Here is a 16952-nt window from a genome sequence, read left to right as displayed (position 1 = left end):
TTCTATTTTACTTTGATGCTCTTGGAGGCATTACTTTAGCTTTACCATCTATAACAACTTTTCCATCTTGGTTAGTTACAGTTGTTTTAAGAACCAATCTGTTTTTTTCTTCATTTCTTTCTATAACTTCAGCTGTTGCTGTTACTGTGTCTCCCATTCTTACTGGAGCAGTAAACCTAAGTTCTTGACCCATGTATATTGTTCCTGGTCCTGGAAGATACATTCCAAGTACTGTAGAAATTAAACTTGAAACCAACATTCCATGACATATTCTACCCTTGAACATTGTTTTTTCAGATTCTACTTGGTTAAAATGTGCTGGATTTAAATCTCCTGAAATTCCTCCAAATAAATATACATCTGTTTCTGACATAGTCTTTGTAAATGAAGCCTTATCACCTATTTGGATTTGATCTATTGTCTTTCCTATCATAAAAAAAGACCTCCTTTAATTTTTTATTTTGTAAATTTATACATTACATTATTAATTATCAATTTCTTCATAAATATTATTTTTCCTTCTTTTATTAATTATTTACGCAATCTTTTTTGTAAATAAACTTAAAAGGGTAATTAAATGAAGAAATTATATAATTAAAAATTTCAAATGCAAAATGCAAGTTTTATTGTAAACAGCGCCTTAAAATTTCTCAAATAGATAAGGATATGAAACTAATATTAGTTCATACCCTTATCTATTTAAATCATTATATATTTTACTATTAAACTACGCCAAAAGTTGCAAGCATTACTATTACTACTAATGTACATACTGGAATTACAAGTGAACACATTCCAATATCTTTATATGATTCTTTATGTGTTAATCCGCATATTCCTAATAATGTTATAACTGCTCCATTATGTGGTAATGTATCAAATCCACCACATGATAATGCTGCTATTCTGTGAAGCACTTGAGGATTTATACCTGCGGCCTTAGCCATGTCCATATATTGTGCTCCTAACGCTTCAAGGGCTATACTCATACCACCTGATGCTGAACCTGTTACACCTGCAAGTACATTAACTGATATTGCTTCTGAAATCAATGGGTTACTTGATACTCCAAGAATTGCTCCTTTGATTATAGCAAATGCTGCAAGTGATTTTATAACATTTCCATATCCAACTTCTGAACATGTATTAGTTATTGCAAGAAGTGAACCTATTGCACCTTGATTAACTGTTTTTTTAGTATCTTTCAATCTATTAAAGTTTAAAACTATAGTAAGTATGATTGCCACAACTAATGATATAATCAAACTCCAAATACCTGTAACTTTTGATAATTTAGTACCATAATCTGCTAAATACGTTCCATCAGTTCCTGGGAAATATACTCTTCCTAATACATAGTTAAGAACTAACACTACAATTATTGGGATTAATGAAGTCCAGAAAGATGGAAGTTTGCTTGCATCTATTTCATTTACTACTTCATCTGGGTGATCTCCATAACCTTCACCTTTTGCTTTAGCTGACTTAGCTCTGTGTGTTAACCATAATAAACCACCACCACACATTAATATACCAGCAATAATACCTAAAACCGGTGCAGCATATGCATCAGTTCCAAAATATGGCATTGGAATTGCATTTTGTATTTGTGGTGTTCCTGGAAGTGCTGTCATTGTAAAACTAAATGCACCTAATCCAATTGAACCTGGTATTAATCTCTTTGGTATATCTGCTTCTTTGAACAAAGATACTGCTATTGGGAATACCGCAAAAGCAACAACGAATAGTGAAACTCCACCATATGTTAGTACTGCACATGACAATACAACTGCCATAATTGCTTTATCTTTACCCAATTTATTAGCTATTGCATGTGCAATTGCTTTAGCTGCTCCTGAATCATCCATTAACTTACCAAAAATTGCTCCTAGTAAGAATATTGGGAAATATGATTTAGCATATCCCGCAAATGCTTTCATGAATATTTCTGTATATGTTGCCATTACATGAGCACTAACTCCTCCACTCATCAATGCTGCAAACATTGCTAAAACCGGTGCAAGAACAAGTACTGATATTCCTCTGTACGCAAGGTACATTAAAAGTACTAATGATACTATAACTCCTATAACTCCTACCATATCTTTTATCATTCCTTTCCTTATATATAATAAACCTTATTTCTTATTTAAGTCCCATAAGCTCATTTTTGAAAATTCTTTCATCCATTAACTTAAGGTCTTCAGCAATAATTGGTTTGAAATTCATTCTGCCTAATACGTCTTTTTCTAAGTCAACCCCTGGTGCCACTTCAGTAAGAACTAATCCTTCTTTTCTAAGTTCAAATACAGCTCTTTCTGTTATATATAGAACAGGTTGTTCTACTTCTACAGCATATTCTCCACTGAATGTAATTTGTTCTACATTTTCAATAAATTTATTAGCTCGTCCATCTTGATTTATAACTAATTTGCCTTCATCAACAGCTACTTTTAATCCGCCTGCTGTAAATGTTCCGCAGTAAACAACTTTTTTAGCATTTTGAGTTATGTTAATAAATCCACCACATCCAGCTATTTTAGGTCCAAACTTACTAACATTTATGTTTCCTTTTTTATCACATTGAGCTAATCCTAAGAATGCAACATCTAGTCCGCCGCCATCATAGAAATCAAATTGATATGGTTCATCTAAAATACACTCTGCATTTGTAGATGCTCCGAAACTTAAACCACCTGCTGGTACTCCGCCAACTGGTCCAGCTTCTACTGTTAGTGTCATTGTATCTCCTATTCCTTCTTCGTTAGCTACTGCTGCAACCACTTCTGGAACTCCTATTCCTAAATTTACTGCTGCATTTTTAGGTAATTCCATAGCTGCACGTCTTGCTATTATCTTTCTTTCATTAAGTGGTGCTGGTTCTACATTATTTAAAGGTATTCTTATTTCTCCTACATATGATGGATTATATTCTTCACTTGGTGTTTGCATACTTGATTCATCATCTGCTACTACAACTGCATCCACATATATGCCTGGAATTTTAACTAATCTTGGATCTAAACTTCCTGCAGCAACTACTTTTTCAACTTGTGCTATAACAATACCACCTGAATTTTTAGCTGCTTGTGCTATTGAAACTGCTTCTAATGTAGCCGCTTCTTTTTCTAAAGATATGTTTCCTTTTTCGTCTGCATAAGTACCTCTAATTATTCCAACATTTATTGGTAACGCTTTATATAATAAACGTTCTTGTCCATCAATATTAACTACTTTTACTATATCTTCTTTTGTAATCTCGTTTAATTTTCCACCTTCAACTCTTGGATCTACAAACGTCTTCAATCCAACATGAGTAATTGTTCCTATCTTACCTCCTGCAATATCTCTAAACATATGAGTAATTGTTCCTTGAGGAAGATTGTAAGCTTCTATCTTGTTTTCTAATGCTAATTTTTGAATCTTTGGAGCAAGATTCCAATGTCCACCTATTACTTTTGAAAGTAACCCCTCATGTCCTAAGTGATTTAATGCTTTATCTCTACCATCACCTTGACCAGCTGCATAAACTAAAGTTAAATTTTTAGGACTGCTTTCATTTAAAAATTTCTTTTCAATTTCTGCGGTAATTTTTTCAGGGTGTCCTATACCAATAAACCCTTCTACTGCTATAGTATCGCCATCCTTAATCATTGAGATAGTTTCTTCAATACTTTTTACTTTTGAAATCATACTATATACCTCCCTTACAAATTTACTTTTATTCAATTTCTCTACATTACTAATACCTAGCAATATGCATGCCAAAAAAACTGAACCTAGAATCAATCAAATCTCGATACTATTTTACAAATTATAGTTCACTAACTTAGTATATTTTTTAACAAACATTTTTATTATTTTGCTATTTTCGTTAGTATTTTCGTACATTCCACATTTTACGACATTTTTTTTGTTAACCATTCCTAACACTTTGTTTTATTTTATACATATATGTACGTTTTTTCTTACATTTTTAATTTTTTCCCAATATTTTATCTCAAAATATTATGTTTAGCCATTTTTTCATAAAGAGTAGTTCTACTTATATTGAGTCTTTTTGATGCCTTAGTTTTATTACCATTACAAATATTTAAAGCACTGATTAGTGCATCTTTTTCAGCTTTATTTATAACATCATCCAATTTATAAATTTCTTGTTCTTCAACTCTTCCTATAATTTCGTCCGGAAGGTGCTCCAACCCCACTTTCCCTCCATATTCCACTATATTTAACGCCCTTTCAATCACATTTTCCAATTGTCTAATATTGCCATACCATTTATAGTTTTTTAAATACTCCATAACTTTGTTAGAAATACCATCTATTTTTTTATCTAATTTTTTACATATTTTATCTGTCATATATTCCACAAGAATCGGTATATCTTCTACTCTTTCTATAAGAGATGGTATCCCTATAGTTACAACATTTAATCTATAATATAAATCTTCTCTAAATTGTTTTGTCCTAACCATTTCTTCTAGATTTTTATTAGTAGCAGCAATAACTCTCATATCTATCTTATTACTAAATATAGAGCCTACTCTCTCCACTTCTTTTTCTTGAAGAACTCTTAAAAGTTTCACCTGCATATGAAGTGGCATATCTCCAATTTCATCTAAAAAAATTGTTCCTCCATCTGCTAATTCAAATTTTCCTATTTTTCCTTCTTTATTAGCTCCAGTAAAAGCTCCTCTTTCATATCCAAAAAGTTCTGATTCAAGTAAATCGCTAGGAATAGCTGCACAATTCACCTTTACAAAATTACCATGTGCTCTATCACTTTCTCTATGAATAGCATGTGCAAAAAGTTCTTTGCCAGTACCACTTTCTCCTCTAAGTAATACATTTGAATTCGTTAATGCTGTTTTTTTAGCAAAGACTTTAGCTTCAATCATTTTTTTGCTTTCCCCAATTATATTATCAAAACAATATTTAGCACTATTAGTTTGCTTTATCTCTCTTCTATATCTCTGATGCTCTTTTTCTAAATTGCTTATTTTTTTATGCAGCATATTAAAATCTTTTATATTCCTAAACAACACTTTACCTACAGCCCCCTTAACTTTTCCTTTTTCTATTAGTGGTATTCTTGTTGCTATCATATATCTTCCGTTTACTTTTTGAAGCTGAGCCGATTCTACTATGCCCGTTTGAGCTACTATATGCATCCTTGTATTTTGTATAACATCCGAAATATGTTTCCCTATAACATCTTCTCTATCTAATTGTAAAAACTCAGTATATGCTTTACTTATCATAGTAATATAACCTTCTTGATTAACAACAACAATACCATCATAAGCCATTTCTAAAATAGCTTCGAGAATTTCAGATAAATGTTTTTCTTCATTAAATTTTCTAACAACATTCAAATAACGTGTATTATCATAGATTAGTGCAACTGCCCCAAGAATCCTTTTTTCAGCCTTATTAGAATTTATTTTTATCTCATCATTTAACATAGGTATGATATCTATTGTTAATATTTTATTATTTATTTTTATTTTTTTATTTGTTTCCTTTTTTTTAATTTGAATCACTTTCATCATATCAAACTCTGGAAATATATGTGATATGTCTTCCCCAATAACATTTTCGTTCTTTATTCCAAGACTATTTTCTGCCCCTTTGTTAAAATTCATTATTATTCCTTTATTATTAATAACCATAACCCCATCACGAATATGTTCAATTATTGTTAGGAACTTTTTAAAAGAATCATTTGTAACTACCATTTTATGCATATATCTAACCCCTTTTACGATAAACTATATTATAATATCATTTTAACAAATACACATACTTTATTCATCCTTATGTGAAAAAAAACAGTATGCAAAATCACCAAGTGACTTTGCATACTGTTTTCTAAATCATTATTTTTTTAATTATACTACTTTGCTGCTCTTGGAGGCATTACTTTAGCTTTACCATCTATAACAACTTTTCCATCTTGGTTAGTTACAGTTGTTTTAAGAACTAATCTGTTTTTTTCTTCATTTCTTTCTATAACTTCAGCTGTTGCTGTTACTGTATCTCCCATTCTTACTGGAGCAGTAAATCTAAGCTCTTGGCCCATATATATTGTTCCTGGTCCTGGAAGATACATTCCAAGTACTGTAGAAATCAAACTAGAAACTAACATTCCATGACATATTCTACCCTTGAACATTGTTTTTTCAGATTCTACTTGGTTAAAATGCGCTGGATTTAAATCTCCTGAAATTCCTCCAAATAAATATACATCTGTTTCTGACATAGTCTTTGTAAATGAAGCCTTATCACCTATTTGGATTTGATCTATTGTCTTTCCTATCATAAAAAAACCTCCTTTAAGATTAAATAAAATTTATTTACTAACTTTAATATTTTATGTCGCAAAATTCATGCCAATTATAATGGTTTAATTATAAAATCATCAATTTTCATAATAAAAGTTATTCCAAAATTATTTTCTTGTAAAATAAAAAAATAATTTCTTATGAAAATTCACAAGAAATTATTTATGTGATAGATAAAAAATTCAATTTATCTCTCTTCTCTAAAATAAGCATTTCCCAAAGCACGTGGTGGTGCATTTTTTTTATTTTGCTTGAAAGACACAATAACAAGTATCATAATAGTCACCAAATACGGCAACATATCTATTAAATATTGTGACACATGTGATGTTAACACTTCAAATCTGAAACCTATTATATCTAGTCCTCCAAATAAATAAGCACCTACTATAGCTTTATATGGATTCCATGATGCAAAAATAACAAGTGCAACTGCTATCCATCCTCTTCCCGCTGTTACATTTTCTTGCCATGCTGGAATATACACAAGTGAAAGATAAGCACCACCAAGACCACACAATGCTCCTCCTAAAAGTACATTAACATATTTATATAATCCAACATTTATACTTGCAGCATCAGCACACGCTGGATTTTCTCCTACTGCTCTTAGATTTAGTCCCTTATTTGTATTATAAAAATATATTCCTAATAATATTACAATAACATAACTTAAATATATAAACATATCTTGTTTAAAAAATATAGATCCTACAAAAGGTATCTTATGAATTATTGGTAATGAAAAAGGTTTAAAAAAAGCCTTTATTGAATCCGGTGCTGTTTGACCTATTAATCCTTTTCCCAATAGACTTGAAAGACCCGTACCAAAAATAGTAAGAGTAAGCCCTGATACAACTTGATTAGCTCTAAGACTTATTGTTAAAAACGCATATATAAACGCTCCAAAAGCACCTGCTACCGCTGCTGCCAATATAGCAAGCACAGGATTTGCAGATTTTAATCCAACCATAAATCCAAACACCGCGCCAAGAAGCATCATACCTTCAACACCCAAATTTAAATTTCCAGCTTTTTCAGTTAATATTTCTCCTAAAGTGGCTAAAAGCACTGGGGTCCCCGCAACTACAGCTGCACTTAAAAATGATATCATTGAATCCATTATTTTGCCTCCTTTAGTTCTATATCTTTTGTTTCTTTTATTAACACCTTATATTTTATAAAAAATTCACTTCCTAAAACAAAAAATAAAATCATCCCTTGAATAACAAGTGCTGCAGCTTCTGGTATACCAAAAGCAGTTTGTATATATGATCCACCTTGAAGTAAAGCAGCAAAAAGTACTGAAACTATCATAATAATTGGAGCACTCAATGATGCAAGCCACGCCACAATAATAGCAGTATAACCAACTCCTCCTGAAACTTCTACAGATAAAGTGTTACTAACTGCTGATGCTTGAATCATTCCTAGAAGGCCACATAATCCTCCACTTAAAAACACTGCACTTATTATTGTCTTTTTTATATTTATTCCAGCATATTGTGCAGTTTTTTCACTTTCACCAAGAACACTAATCTCATAACCTTTTTTTGTATACTTCATATAAATATACATAATAACAACAAGTACAATTGATATCATCCATCCTATATGTATACCAAAAACCTTTGGAAGTATTGCATTATTTGAAAAATTAGGTATTTTAGGGAATCCCATAGCCTTTGGATCTTTCCATAAATCATATTGAAGATACGCAACCCATTTTAACGCTATATAATTCATCATCAAAGTAATAATCGTTTCATTCGTTCCCCATTTTGATTTAAAAAACGCTGGTATAAACGCCCATATTCCTCCACCTATTATCCCCGCAATTGCCATAAGTACAAGTAAAAGTGGTTTAGGTAAATATTGAAAATTCAAAGCAACAAAAGCTGATAAAAATGCACCCATCATTATCTGTCCTTCTCCACCTATATTCCAAAATTGCATTTTGAAAGCAACCGACATTCCAAGTGAAGTTATCAAAAGAGGAATAGCTTTTATTATAGTCTGTCTAATTTTATAACTGGAACCGAAAGCTCCTTTTATCATAGACATATATATCTTTAATGGATTAAATCCAAACATTAAAATAAAAATACCAACTATTAAAAGTGCAAGGAGTATGGCTATTGTTCTAATTCTTATACTTTGTGCTTTTGTTATCTCACTTTTTTTTACAATTCTAAACATTAACTACATCCTCCTCTAATTTTTTGCCTACCATTAACATTCCAATTTTTTCTTTAGTAGCATCCTTAGAAGATAAAACACCAGTTACTTTCCCATTGCAAAGCACCATAATCCTATCACAAAGTTCTATTAAAACATCCAAATCTTCTCCTATATAAATCACTGAATTACTTTTTTTCTTTTCTTCATTAATTAAATCATAAATTGTATAACATGTATTTATATCTAAACCTCTTACAGGATATGCCATTATCAAAAGCTTAGGGTATAAACTCAATTCACGTCCAAGTAATATTTTTTGAATATTTCCTCCCGAGAGATACTTTATAGGATAATGTATGCTCGGCGTTTTTATTTCTAACTTCTCAACCATTTTTTTAGCCTTATCTTCAACTGGTGTTCTATTAATTAAAAATCCTTTTTGTTTTTGATAATCCTTTAATAAAAGGTTATCAACCATATTCATTGAAGCTACAAGTCCCATTCCAAGTCTATCTTCTGGTATAAAACTCATACTAATTCCCTTGGTTATAATTTCCCTAGGAGTTTTACCAACCAAACTTTCATCTTCAAATATAATATCTCCACTTTTCGTTTTCTGGATTCCTGCTATAGCTTCACATAATTCTTTTTGACCACTACCTGCTATTCCAGCTATCCCTAAAATTTCTCCAGAATAAACATCAAAACTAACATCTTTAAGAATATCTATTTTTTCTTCATTTAACACATTCAATTTATCTACTTGTAAAATTTTCTCTCCTTTTTTGCTATCAAACTTCTTTATAGACAAATCTACCGCTCTTCCTACCATAAGTTCTGTAAGCTCTTTAGGCGATGTTTCTGTCTTATTCAACGTTTTTATACTTTGTCCTTTTCTAAGCACAGTTATTCTATCTGATATATTCATAACTTCATCCATTTTATGAGTTATAAATACAATAGAACAACCTTCTTGTTTCATCTTCTCTACTATTTTAAATAATTTTTCACTTTCTTGAGGTGTAAACACCGCTGTGGGTTCATCTAAAATAAGTATGTTCGCCCCTCTATATAAAACCTTTAATATTTCTAAATTTTGTTTTTCTCCAACTGACATATCATAAACATTTTTTTGTAAATTAACTTCCAATCCAAATTTATCTATAATTCCTTTTATTTTTTTAATATTTTTTTTCTTATTTAAAAATAATTTTCCTTTTTGTCCAAGCATTATATTTTCTACAGCAGTCATATTTTCTACTAATTTAAAATGCTGATATATCGTTCCTATTCCCGCTTTTATAGCCTCTTTAGGAGATGAAAATGTTTTTTCTTTTCCATGAACAAAAATAGAACCGCCATCAGGAGTATACACCCCTGATAGCATGTTCATTAATGTGCTTTTTCCAGCACCATTTTCACCTAAAAGTGCATGAACTTCTCCTCCATGCACTTTTAAATTTATATTGTCATTTGCTATTACCTTACCAAATTTCTTAATTATATTTTTCATTTCAATATACGGAATTTTATTTTCCTGCATTTTTAACACCCTCGACAAACCAATCCATTTTTAGCAATTCTTCATCAGTCATAACCTTGTCTTTAGCTATTTTTTCTTGGCCTTTATTATCTTTTATAGGTCCAACAAATATTTTATTTTCTCCAGATATTATATCTTCTTGAGCTTTTTTAATTTCTCCTTCTGCTCCTTCAGGTGCATTTTTAGTAAGTGGAGCAAGTTCGATTACTCCATCCTTTAATCCACCCCAATAGCTTTCAGATTTCCATGTTCCATCCATTATTGCTTTAACTTGTTTTACATAATAAGGTCCCCAATTCCACACTGGTGCTGTCATATATGCTTTTGGAGCTTTCTTTTGCATATCTGTGTTATACCCAATTGAAAATGCTCCTTTTTCTTCAGCTGCTTGTTGTGGACCTGCAGTATCTTGATGTTGTGCAATTATATCTGCGCCTTCATCTAAAAGTGCTTTTGCAGCTTCTTTTTCTTTTGCAGGATCATACCATGTATTAGTCCATTTAACCTTAACAACTGCATCAGAATTTACAGAACGAACTCCTAATGTAAATGCATTAATACCTCTCACAACCTCTGGAAGTTCATGAGCACCTACATATCCAATTATATTACTTTTAGTTTTCATTCCAGCAACTATACCTGATAAATATCTTGCTTCATACATTCTTCCAAAATAATTTGACATATTTTCAGAAGACATAAATCCAGAACAATGTAAAAACTTAACATCTTTATGTTCTTCAGCAGATTTAGCCATACCATCCATAAATCCAAAACTTGTTCCTATTATAACGTTACATCCTTCATCAATCATATTTTCTATTACTGTTTGAACTTCTGCAGTATCTTCTTTAACTGATTCTTTATATATAGTAGCTACTTTTAATTCTTTCTCTAAATATTTTCTTCCTTCATCATGAGCATATGTATATCCTTCATCACCAACTGGTCCAACATAAATAAACCCTACTTTCACTTCTTTTTTACCCTCTGCACTTTCTTGTGAGTTAGCTGTGTTTTTCTTATTTTCTGAAGAACATCCTACTAAAAATATACTTAGCGACATCATTAGTGTTAGCATTAAAACAATAATTTTTTTCATGGTTTTTCTCCTCCATAATTTAAAATATTTATAATGTTATTTTTATAATATTACTAAAATTTATACTTTTTTAATGTTAATTATCAATTACCTATAGTTCAGGTTCATCTATTTTATTTCCCGCTACATATCTAGCGACTATATTTCTATCATCACCTATATAAATAAACCTTTGTAATCGTTCCTCAATATCTCTATTCACTTCTCCAAGACTACTGTCATCTATAATCAATGCATCAAATTCATAACCTTCTTCAAAACTTCCAACCTTACCAAAAAACTCTCCTCCGCCTTTAGTACCCATATAAAACACTTCTGAAGTAGATAACGGAGTATATTTTTTATTAGATTGAAGCCATTTCACCTTAGACATCTGCACTGATACATTCATAACATTTGCTATAGAAATCTTATGTCCTCCGCTAATATCCGAACCTAAACCTACTGTTATTCCTTTTTCGATAAAATTCCTTACAGGCATAATTCCTGTAGCTACATTTAAATTAGAATTTGGACAATGTACTGCTATAACTCCATTAGTTCTCATTAATTCCATTTCTCTATCAGTACTATATATGCAATGAGACATTACTGTGGGCTGTTGACCAAACAAACCAAATTGATTATATACATCTGCGTAATCTAGGGATTCAGGATATAATTCTTTTACCCATTCAATTTCTGATATATTTTCTGATAAATGAGATTGAACAGGAATATTATATTTTCTAGATATATCTCCAATTCCTTTCATAACTTCAGAAGTACAGCTAGGTACAAATCTTGGAGTAATAATAGGCTTTACTAACTTTGATTTATTAAAATACTCAGCTGCAATCTCTTCTGTATCCTTAATAGATTGTTCACTCTCTTCTCTTAAAAAATCTGGGGAATTCCTATCCATATTTACTTTTCCAACGAAAGCTCCAATTCCTGATTTTATAAATAAATCCAACAATATTTTAGTAGCTTCCTTATGTATACTTCCAAATACAGCTATTCTAGTTGTTCCTTGTCTCCATATTTCTTTTATAACTTTTTTATAAATTTTTGTTGCATATTCTTTATCTTTAAATTTTGCTTCTTCTGGGAAAGCATATTCCTCAAGCCATTCTAATAATTGTTTGTCCATTCCCAATCCTAAGTTAGCATATTGTGGAGCATGAAAATGCAAATCAACAAATCCTGGAATAATTAGCTTGTTTCCATAATCTATTACTGTACAATCTTTATATTCTTGTGAAATTTTTATATCTATTTTTTTCACTTTACCACTTTCTATAAAAACATACCCATTTTTTATAACAGTAAACTCTTTAGGATTTTTAGTAAATATTATATTTCCTTTTAAAATTTTAGTGTCATTCATAAAAGCATCTCCTAATTTTTAAAAACAATCTTTCCATTTCCCATAGATTCTATAATAGCTAAAGATTCTAATTGAATATTTTTTTCCTTAATAATTTCCCTTCCATTTTGGAATCCCTTTTCTATAACAATTCCTATGCCACTCACTTCTGCATTTGCTTGTTTCACAACATCTATTAATCCTGATGCTGCATTAGCATTAGCAAGAAAATCGTCAATTATCAATATCTTATCTTCTGGTTTTATATAATTTTTAGAAACCTTAATTTTGTAAGATTTATTTTTAGTAAATGAAAAAACATCTGCTTCATAATTTTCTTTATCCATATTACTGCCTTCTTGTTTTTTAGCAAAAACTACAGGAACATTAAAATACTGTGCAGTAATACATGCTATTCCTATTCCCGAAGCTTCTATTGTAAGAATTTTAGTTATATCTTTACCTTCAAACCTTCTTTTGAATTCTTTTCCTATTTCATTAAATAATTTAATATCTATCTGATGATTTAAAAAACTATCAACCTTCAATACATCTTGTCCTATAATTTTTCCATCTTTTAAAATTTTATTTTTTAATAATTCCACGATATCTCTTCCTTCCCGAAACATACTTTTAAAATAACAAAAACTCTCTAGTTTATATCTAGAGAGTTTATAAGTCATAATTTATCATCTATAAAAAATAACTATAAAAACATTTTTCATCTATGATAATCTGCCATATAACTCTCGTAGTCGAACATTTTACGGCTGCTCGGTAGAAACACTTAGTCCATATTACTAAACATATACGAGAATGCGAACAATATTAAATTTTTAACTTTTATCATTCGTAGTTATTATTTATATGTATATATTAAATCAATTTAACCTAAAAAGCAATACCTATTTTTTATTTTTATAATGATTAAACCCAATTTTTCCACTAATTCATCAACATATTATTTATAATTCTCCATAACATAATAGTGACAAAATAATAAATCACAATAAATATAATAATTATATATAATAAGGAGGAAACTATATATGAAAAATCTAGTTCCTGAAGCAAAAGTAGGCTTAAATAAATTTAAAATGGAAGTGGCAAAAGAAATAGGAGTTCCTCTACAAGAAGGTTATAATGGTAATTTAACTTCTAAACAAAATGGATCTGTTGGTGGAGAAATGGTTAAAAAAATGGTACAAAATTATGAAGAGAACTTATAATAAATAAATTATAAGTTAAATTAAATCGTTTATAAATAAGGCTTTAAAGAATTAAAAATAATTCTTTAAAGCCTTATGTTATTTACCTTACGTAATGGTTGTAATGGTGCGCCCAGAGGGAGTCGAACCCCCGACCTCCAGATTCGAAGTCTGTCACTCTATCCAGCTGAGCTATGAGCGCTAGACAATCAAAAAATGAAAATGGAGCGGGTAAGGGGAATCGAACCCCTGTGTTCAGCTTGGAAGGCTGACGTTCTACCATTGAACCATACCCGCTTACTTATAAAGTTAAAATGGTGATCCACCGGGGAATCGAACCCCGGACAACTTGATTAAAAGTCAAGTGCTCTACCGACTGAGCTAGTGAATCATTTGGCTGGGATAGCAGGATTCGAACCTACGCATGTAGCAGTCAAAGTGCTATGCCTTACCGCTTGGCGATATCCCAATGTTATTGGGGTGGACGAAGGGACTCGAACCCTCGACAACCAGAACCACAATCTGGCGCTCTACCAACTGAACTACGTCCACCATATGGTGTGCGATCAGGGGTTCGAACCCTGGACCCTCTGATTAAGAGTCAGATGCTCTACCAACTGAGCTAATCACACATGTTTTTTGGTGCGTCTTAAGAGATTCGAACTCCCGGCCCACGCCTTAGAAGGGCGTTGCTCTATCCAGCTGAGCTAAAGACGCATCTTTGGAGCGGGTAAGGGGAATCGAACCCCTGTGTTCAGCTTGGAAGGCTGACGTTCTACCATTGAACCATACCCGCATATATTGGAGCGGAAGACGAGATTCGAACTCGCGACGTTCACCTTGGCAAGGTGACGCTCTACCACTGAGCCACTCCCGCATGTTTTTTGGTCGGGGTGGCAGGTCTCGAACCCGCGGCCTCATGGTCCCAAACCATGCGCGCTACCATCTGCGCTACACCCCGTTATTGTAACTATATATGGTGTGCGATCAGGGGTTCGAACCCTGGACCCTCTGATTAAGAGTCAGATGCTCTACCAACTGAGCTAATCACACATGTTTTTTGGTGCGTCTTAAGAGATTCGAACTCCCGGCCCACGCCTTAGAAGGGCGTTGCTCTATCCAGCTGAGCTAAAGACGCATACTTTGGAGCGGGTAAGGGGAATCGAACCCCTGTGTTCAGCTTGGAAGGCTGACGTTCTACCATTGAACCATACCCGCATATATTGGAGCGGAAGACGAGATTCGAACTCGCGACGTTCACCTTGGCAAGGTGACGCTCTACCACTGAGCCACTCCCGCAAATTTGGTGCAGGTGAAGGGAGTCGAACCCCCACGCCAAAGGCGCTAGATCCTAAGTCTAGTGCGTCTGCCAATTCCGCCACACCTGCACATTTTAAATTTTAAATGGTGATCCACCGGGGAATCGAACCCCGGACAACTTGATTAAAAGTCAAGTGCTCTACCGACTGAGCTAGTGAATCAAATGGCTGGGATGGCAGGATTCGAACCTACGCATGTAGCAGTCAAAGTGCTATGCCTTACCGCTTGGCGACATCCCAATTTTAATGGGGTGGACGAAGGGACTCGAACCCTCGACAACCAGAACCACAATCTGGCGCTCTACCAACTGAACTACGTCCACCATATGGTGCGTCTTAAGAGATTCGAACTCCCGGCCCACGCCTTAGAAGGGCGTTGCTCTATCCAGCTGAGCTAAAGACGCATACTCTGGAGCGGGTAAGGGGAATCGAACCCCTGTGTTCAGCTTGGAAGGCTGACGTTCTACCATTGAACCATACCCGCTTAATGGTCGGGGTGGCAGGTCTCGAACCCGCGGCCTCATGGTCCCAAACCATGCGCGCTACCATCTGCGCTACACCCCGATACTCATCTGCTTAAGAAATTTAAAATTCATCAACTCAGTGCGTTGCTTATTGATTTTTTTATTTCTTTCAGCGACATGAATTATTCTACACTATATTTCATAATACGTCAACACTTTTTTATATTTTTTATATTTTTTATACTTTTTATAACAATTTTATGCTTGGTCGTATTTGTCCATCTTCTATTTTTATTGTTGCAAAACTCCTATGAGCATCTCTTGGAAGCGCAGCACTACCTGGATTTATAAACCAAACCCCATCTTGGAATACAATTTGAGATACATGGGTATGTCCAAATAAAACTATATCTACTCCTAATTCTAAAGCTCTATATTTCAATCTTAATATATTGTATTTAACATCATAATTATGTCCATGAGTAACTAATATTTTAACTCCATTCATCTCTTCTATTCTTTCTAATGGTATTTTAGTATTAAAATCACAATTACCTCTAACATTTATAATATCTTTTTTATAATATTTTTTTATGCAATCAACATCTTGAACATTATCACCTAAATGTATTAATATATCTGTATCTTTTACAGCTTCAGCAATCTCATAAAAAAATCTGTTCATTCTATGTGTATCACTAATAACTCCTATAACCATAGTAAATCCTCCTTATAATAATTCACTAATTTTTTTTTCAAGCTTTTTCAAAGCTGTTCCTCTATGGCTTATAGAATTTTTTTCTTCTGAACTCATTTCAGCGAAAGTTTTCTTAAACTCTGGAATATAAAATAAAGGATCATATCCAAATCCATCTACTCCCATTTCTTTATAATTTATATATCCCTTAACTTCCCCTTGTACTTGTATTTTCTTATTATTATCTATAATCACTTCTATAGCACAAACAAATTTTGCTGTTCTTTTTTCAAGTTCAACATCTTTTAACTTATCTAATAGTTTTTCATTATTCTTTTTATCATTCCCATGTTCCCCACTATATCTAGCAGAATATACGCCTGGATCTCCCTCTAATATATCTACCATCAGCCCTGAATCATCAGCCATAACCATATAATCTCCTACAATTTTCTTTATCTCACTTGCTTTAATATGCGCATTTTCCATAAAAGTTTTTCCATTTTCCTCTATATCAATATCGATTCCTGCTTCTTTTAACGAAACAATCTCAATAGGAAATTTTTTTAAAATTTGCTTTATTTCACTTATTTTATGTTGATTATTACTCGCTACTATCATTTTTTTCATGTTGTTCACCTTTCTCTTCTTACATACTTTAAAAATGTTCTTTTGCACTAACAAATATACTTCTCTCTTCTTTAATAATATTACCTATACTAAATGTATCAATGCCATATTTA

At 32.2% G+C, this 16952-nt stretch carries 14 protein-coding genes, 21 tRNA genes and 1 riboswitch; of the genes, 1 reads left to right on the top strand and 34 read right to left on the bottom strand.

Annotation, left to right across the window (positions count from 1 at the left end; genetic code table 11):
* Window positions 1-7: 7 nt before the first annotated feature.
* The 11 genes from OW763_RS08750 to OW763_RS08700 form a co-directional block, all read right to left on the bottom strand.
* On the bottom strand, window positions 8-433 hold the full coding sequence (locus OW763_RS08750; RefSeq protein WP_268040728.1) for a MaoC family dehydratase: 426 nt from the start codon (window positions 431-433) through the stop codon (window positions 8-10).
* A 289-nt stretch (window positions 434-722) separates the two neighbouring features.
* Window positions 723-2102, bottom strand: a complete 1380-nt coding sequence (locus OW763_RS08745; RefSeq protein ID WP_268041071.1) for a GntP family permease — start codon at window positions 2100-2102, stop codon at window positions 723-725.
* A gap of 43 nt (window positions 2103-2145) precedes the next feature.
* Window positions 2146-3693: an acyl CoA:acetate/3-ketoacid CoA transferase gene (locus tag OW763_RS08740; RefSeq protein ID WP_272507384.1), complete on the bottom strand. Its 1548-nt coding sequence runs from the start codon at window positions 3691-3693 to the stop codon at window positions 2146-2148.
* A gap of 302 nt (window positions 3694-3995) precedes the next feature.
* Window positions 3996-5750: a sigma 54-interacting transcriptional regulator gene (locus tag OW763_RS08735; RefSeq protein ID WP_268040727.1), complete on the bottom strand. Its 1755-nt coding sequence runs from the start codon at window positions 5748-5750 to the stop codon at window positions 3996-3998.
* A gap of 149 nt (window positions 5751-5899) precedes the next feature.
* Window positions 5900-6325: a MaoC family dehydratase gene (locus tag OW763_RS08730; protein WP_268040726.1), complete on the bottom strand. Its 426-nt coding sequence runs from the start codon at window positions 6323-6325 to the stop codon at window positions 5900-5902.
* 209 nt (window positions 6326-6534) lie between these two features.
* Window positions 6535-7470 carry an ABC transporter permease gene (locus tag OW763_RS08725; protein WP_268040725.1) on the bottom strand — a complete coding sequence of 312 codons (936 nt, stop codon included), beginning with the start codon at window positions 7468-7470 and terminating at the stop codon, window positions 6535-6537.
* Window positions 7470-8546: an ABC transporter permease gene (locus tag OW763_RS08720; RefSeq protein WP_268040724.1), complete on the bottom strand. Its 1077-nt coding sequence runs from the start codon at window positions 8544-8546 to the stop codon at window positions 7470-7472. Before OW763_RS08720 ends, OW763_RS08725 begins: the two co-directional genes overlap by 1 nt.
* Window positions 8539-10071 carry an ABC transporter ATP-binding protein gene (locus OW763_RS08715; RefSeq protein ID WP_268040723.1) on the bottom strand — a complete coding sequence of 511 codons (1533 nt, stop codon included), beginning with the start codon at window positions 10069-10071 and terminating at the stop codon, window positions 8539-8541. The genes OW763_RS08720 and OW763_RS08715 overlap by 8 nt, the downstream gene beginning before the upstream one ends.
* The gene (locus tag OW763_RS08710; RefSeq protein WP_268040722.1) at window positions 10058-11173 is read right to left on the bottom strand and encodes a BMP family ABC transporter substrate-binding protein; all 1116 of its coding nucleotides are present in this window, start codon (window positions 11171-11173) and stop codon (window positions 10058-10060) included. The genes OW763_RS08715 and OW763_RS08710 overlap by 14 nt, the downstream gene beginning before the upstream one ends.
* A 91-nt stretch (window positions 11174-11264) precedes the next feature.
* Window positions 11265-12542 carry a guanine deaminase gene (gene guaD, locus OW763_RS08705; protein ID WP_268040721.1) on the bottom strand — a complete coding sequence of 426 codons (1278 nt, stop codon included), beginning with the start codon at window positions 12540-12542 and terminating at the stop codon, window positions 11265-11267.
* Window positions 12543-12553: 11 nt separating this feature from the next.
* Window positions 12554-13126, bottom strand: a complete 573-nt coding sequence (locus tag OW763_RS08700; protein ID WP_268040720.1) for a xanthine phosphoribosyltransferase — start codon at window positions 13124-13126, stop codon at window positions 12554-12556.
* A gap of 127 nt (window positions 13127-13253) precedes the next feature.
* Window positions 13254-13355, bottom strand: a riboswitch (purine riboswitch).
* Between the two features lie 215 nt (window positions 13356-13570).
* Here OW763_RS08700 and OW763_RS08695 point away from each other — a divergent pair.
* Window positions 13571-13750: an alpha/beta-type small acid-soluble spore protein gene (locus OW763_RS08695; protein WP_268040719.1), complete on the top strand. Its 180-nt coding sequence runs from the start codon at window positions 13571-13573 to the stop codon at window positions 13748-13750.
* A gap of 104 nt (window positions 13751-13854) precedes the next feature.
* On the opposite strand, the gene OW763_RS08690 is transcribed toward OW763_RS08695, so the two are convergent.
* The 23 genes from OW763_RS08690 to OW763_RS08580 form a co-directional block, all read right to left on the bottom strand.
* Window positions 13855-13931 (bottom strand) — tRNA-Arg (locus OW763_RS08690).
* Between the two features lie 21 nt (window positions 13932-13952).
* Window positions 13953-14026 (bottom strand) — tRNA-Gly (locus OW763_RS08685).
* Between the two features lie 18 nt (window positions 14027-14044).
* Window positions 14045-14120 (bottom strand) — tRNA-Lys (locus tag OW763_RS08680).
* A gap of 3 nt (window positions 14121-14123) precedes the next feature.
* Window positions 14124-14198 (bottom strand) — tRNA-Gln (locus tag OW763_RS08675).
* 7 nt (window positions 14199-14205) lie between these two features.
* Window positions 14206-14281 (bottom strand) — tRNA-His (locus OW763_RS08670).
* 4 nt (window positions 14282-14285) lie between these two features.
* Window positions 14286-14361, bottom strand: a tRNA-Lys gene (locus OW763_RS08665).
* Window positions 14362-14369: 8 nt separating this feature from the next.
* Window positions 14370-14446: transfer RNA gene (locus tag OW763_RS08660), tRNA-Arg, on the bottom strand.
* Window positions 14447-14451: 5 nt separating this feature from the next.
* Window positions 14452-14525, bottom strand: a tRNA-Gly gene (locus tag OW763_RS08655).
* 6 nt (window positions 14526-14531) lie between these two features.
* Window positions 14532-14606, bottom strand: a tRNA-Gly gene (locus OW763_RS08650).
* 8 nt (window positions 14607-14614) lie between these two features.
* A tRNA-Pro gene (locus tag OW763_RS08645) sits at window positions 14615-14690 on the bottom strand.
* Window positions 14691-14706: 16 nt separating this feature from the next.
* A tRNA-Lys gene (locus OW763_RS08640) sits at window positions 14707-14782 on the bottom strand.
* A gap of 8 nt (window positions 14783-14790) precedes the next feature.
* Window positions 14791-14867, bottom strand: a tRNA-Arg gene (locus OW763_RS08635).
* A 6-nt stretch (window positions 14868-14873) separates the two neighbouring features.
* A tRNA-Gly gene (locus OW763_RS08630) sits at window positions 14874-14947 on the bottom strand.
* 6 nt (window positions 14948-14953) lie between these two features.
* A tRNA-Gly gene (locus OW763_RS08625) sits at window positions 14954-15028 on the bottom strand.
* Window positions 15029-15033: 5 nt separating this feature from the next.
* A tRNA-Leu gene (locus OW763_RS08620) sits at window positions 15034-15117 on the bottom strand.
* A 17-nt stretch (window positions 15118-15134) separates the two neighbouring features.
* Window positions 15135-15210 (bottom strand) — tRNA-Lys (locus OW763_RS08615).
* 3 nt (window positions 15211-15213) lie between these two features.
* A tRNA-Gln gene (locus OW763_RS08610) sits at window positions 15214-15288 on the bottom strand.
* 7 nt (window positions 15289-15295) lie between these two features.
* A tRNA-His gene (locus OW763_RS08605) sits at window positions 15296-15371 on the bottom strand.
* 4 nt (window positions 15372-15375) lie between these two features.
* Window positions 15376-15452 (bottom strand) — tRNA-Arg (locus OW763_RS08600).
* A gap of 6 nt (window positions 15453-15458) precedes the next feature.
* Window positions 15459-15532 (bottom strand) — tRNA-Gly (locus OW763_RS08595).
* Window positions 15533-15536: 4 nt separating this feature from the next.
* Window positions 15537-15612 (bottom strand) — tRNA-Pro (locus tag OW763_RS08590).
* A gap of 147 nt (window positions 15613-15759) precedes the next feature.
* Window positions 15760-16230, bottom strand: a complete 471-nt coding sequence (locus OW763_RS08585) for a metallophosphoesterase (RefSeq protein WP_268040718.1) — start codon at window positions 16228-16230, stop codon at window positions 15760-15762.
* Between the two features lie 12 nt (window positions 16231-16242).
* Entirely contained in the window at window positions 16243-16839 is a 597-nt protein-coding gene (locus tag OW763_RS08580) for an XTP/dITP diphosphatase (protein ID WP_268040717.1), read from the bottom strand.
* Window positions 16840-16952: the final 113 nt, after the last annotated feature.

The sequence above is a fragment of the Clostridium aestuarii genome (assembly GCF_026735135.1).
GTDB classification, from domain to species: domain Bacteria; phylum Bacillota; class Clostridia; order Clostridiales; family Clostridiaceae; genus Clostridium_H; species Clostridium_H aestuarii.
The sequence above is the reverse complement of the archived record's forward strand: the minus strand, read 5'-3'. Positions and strand labels throughout refer to the sequence as shown.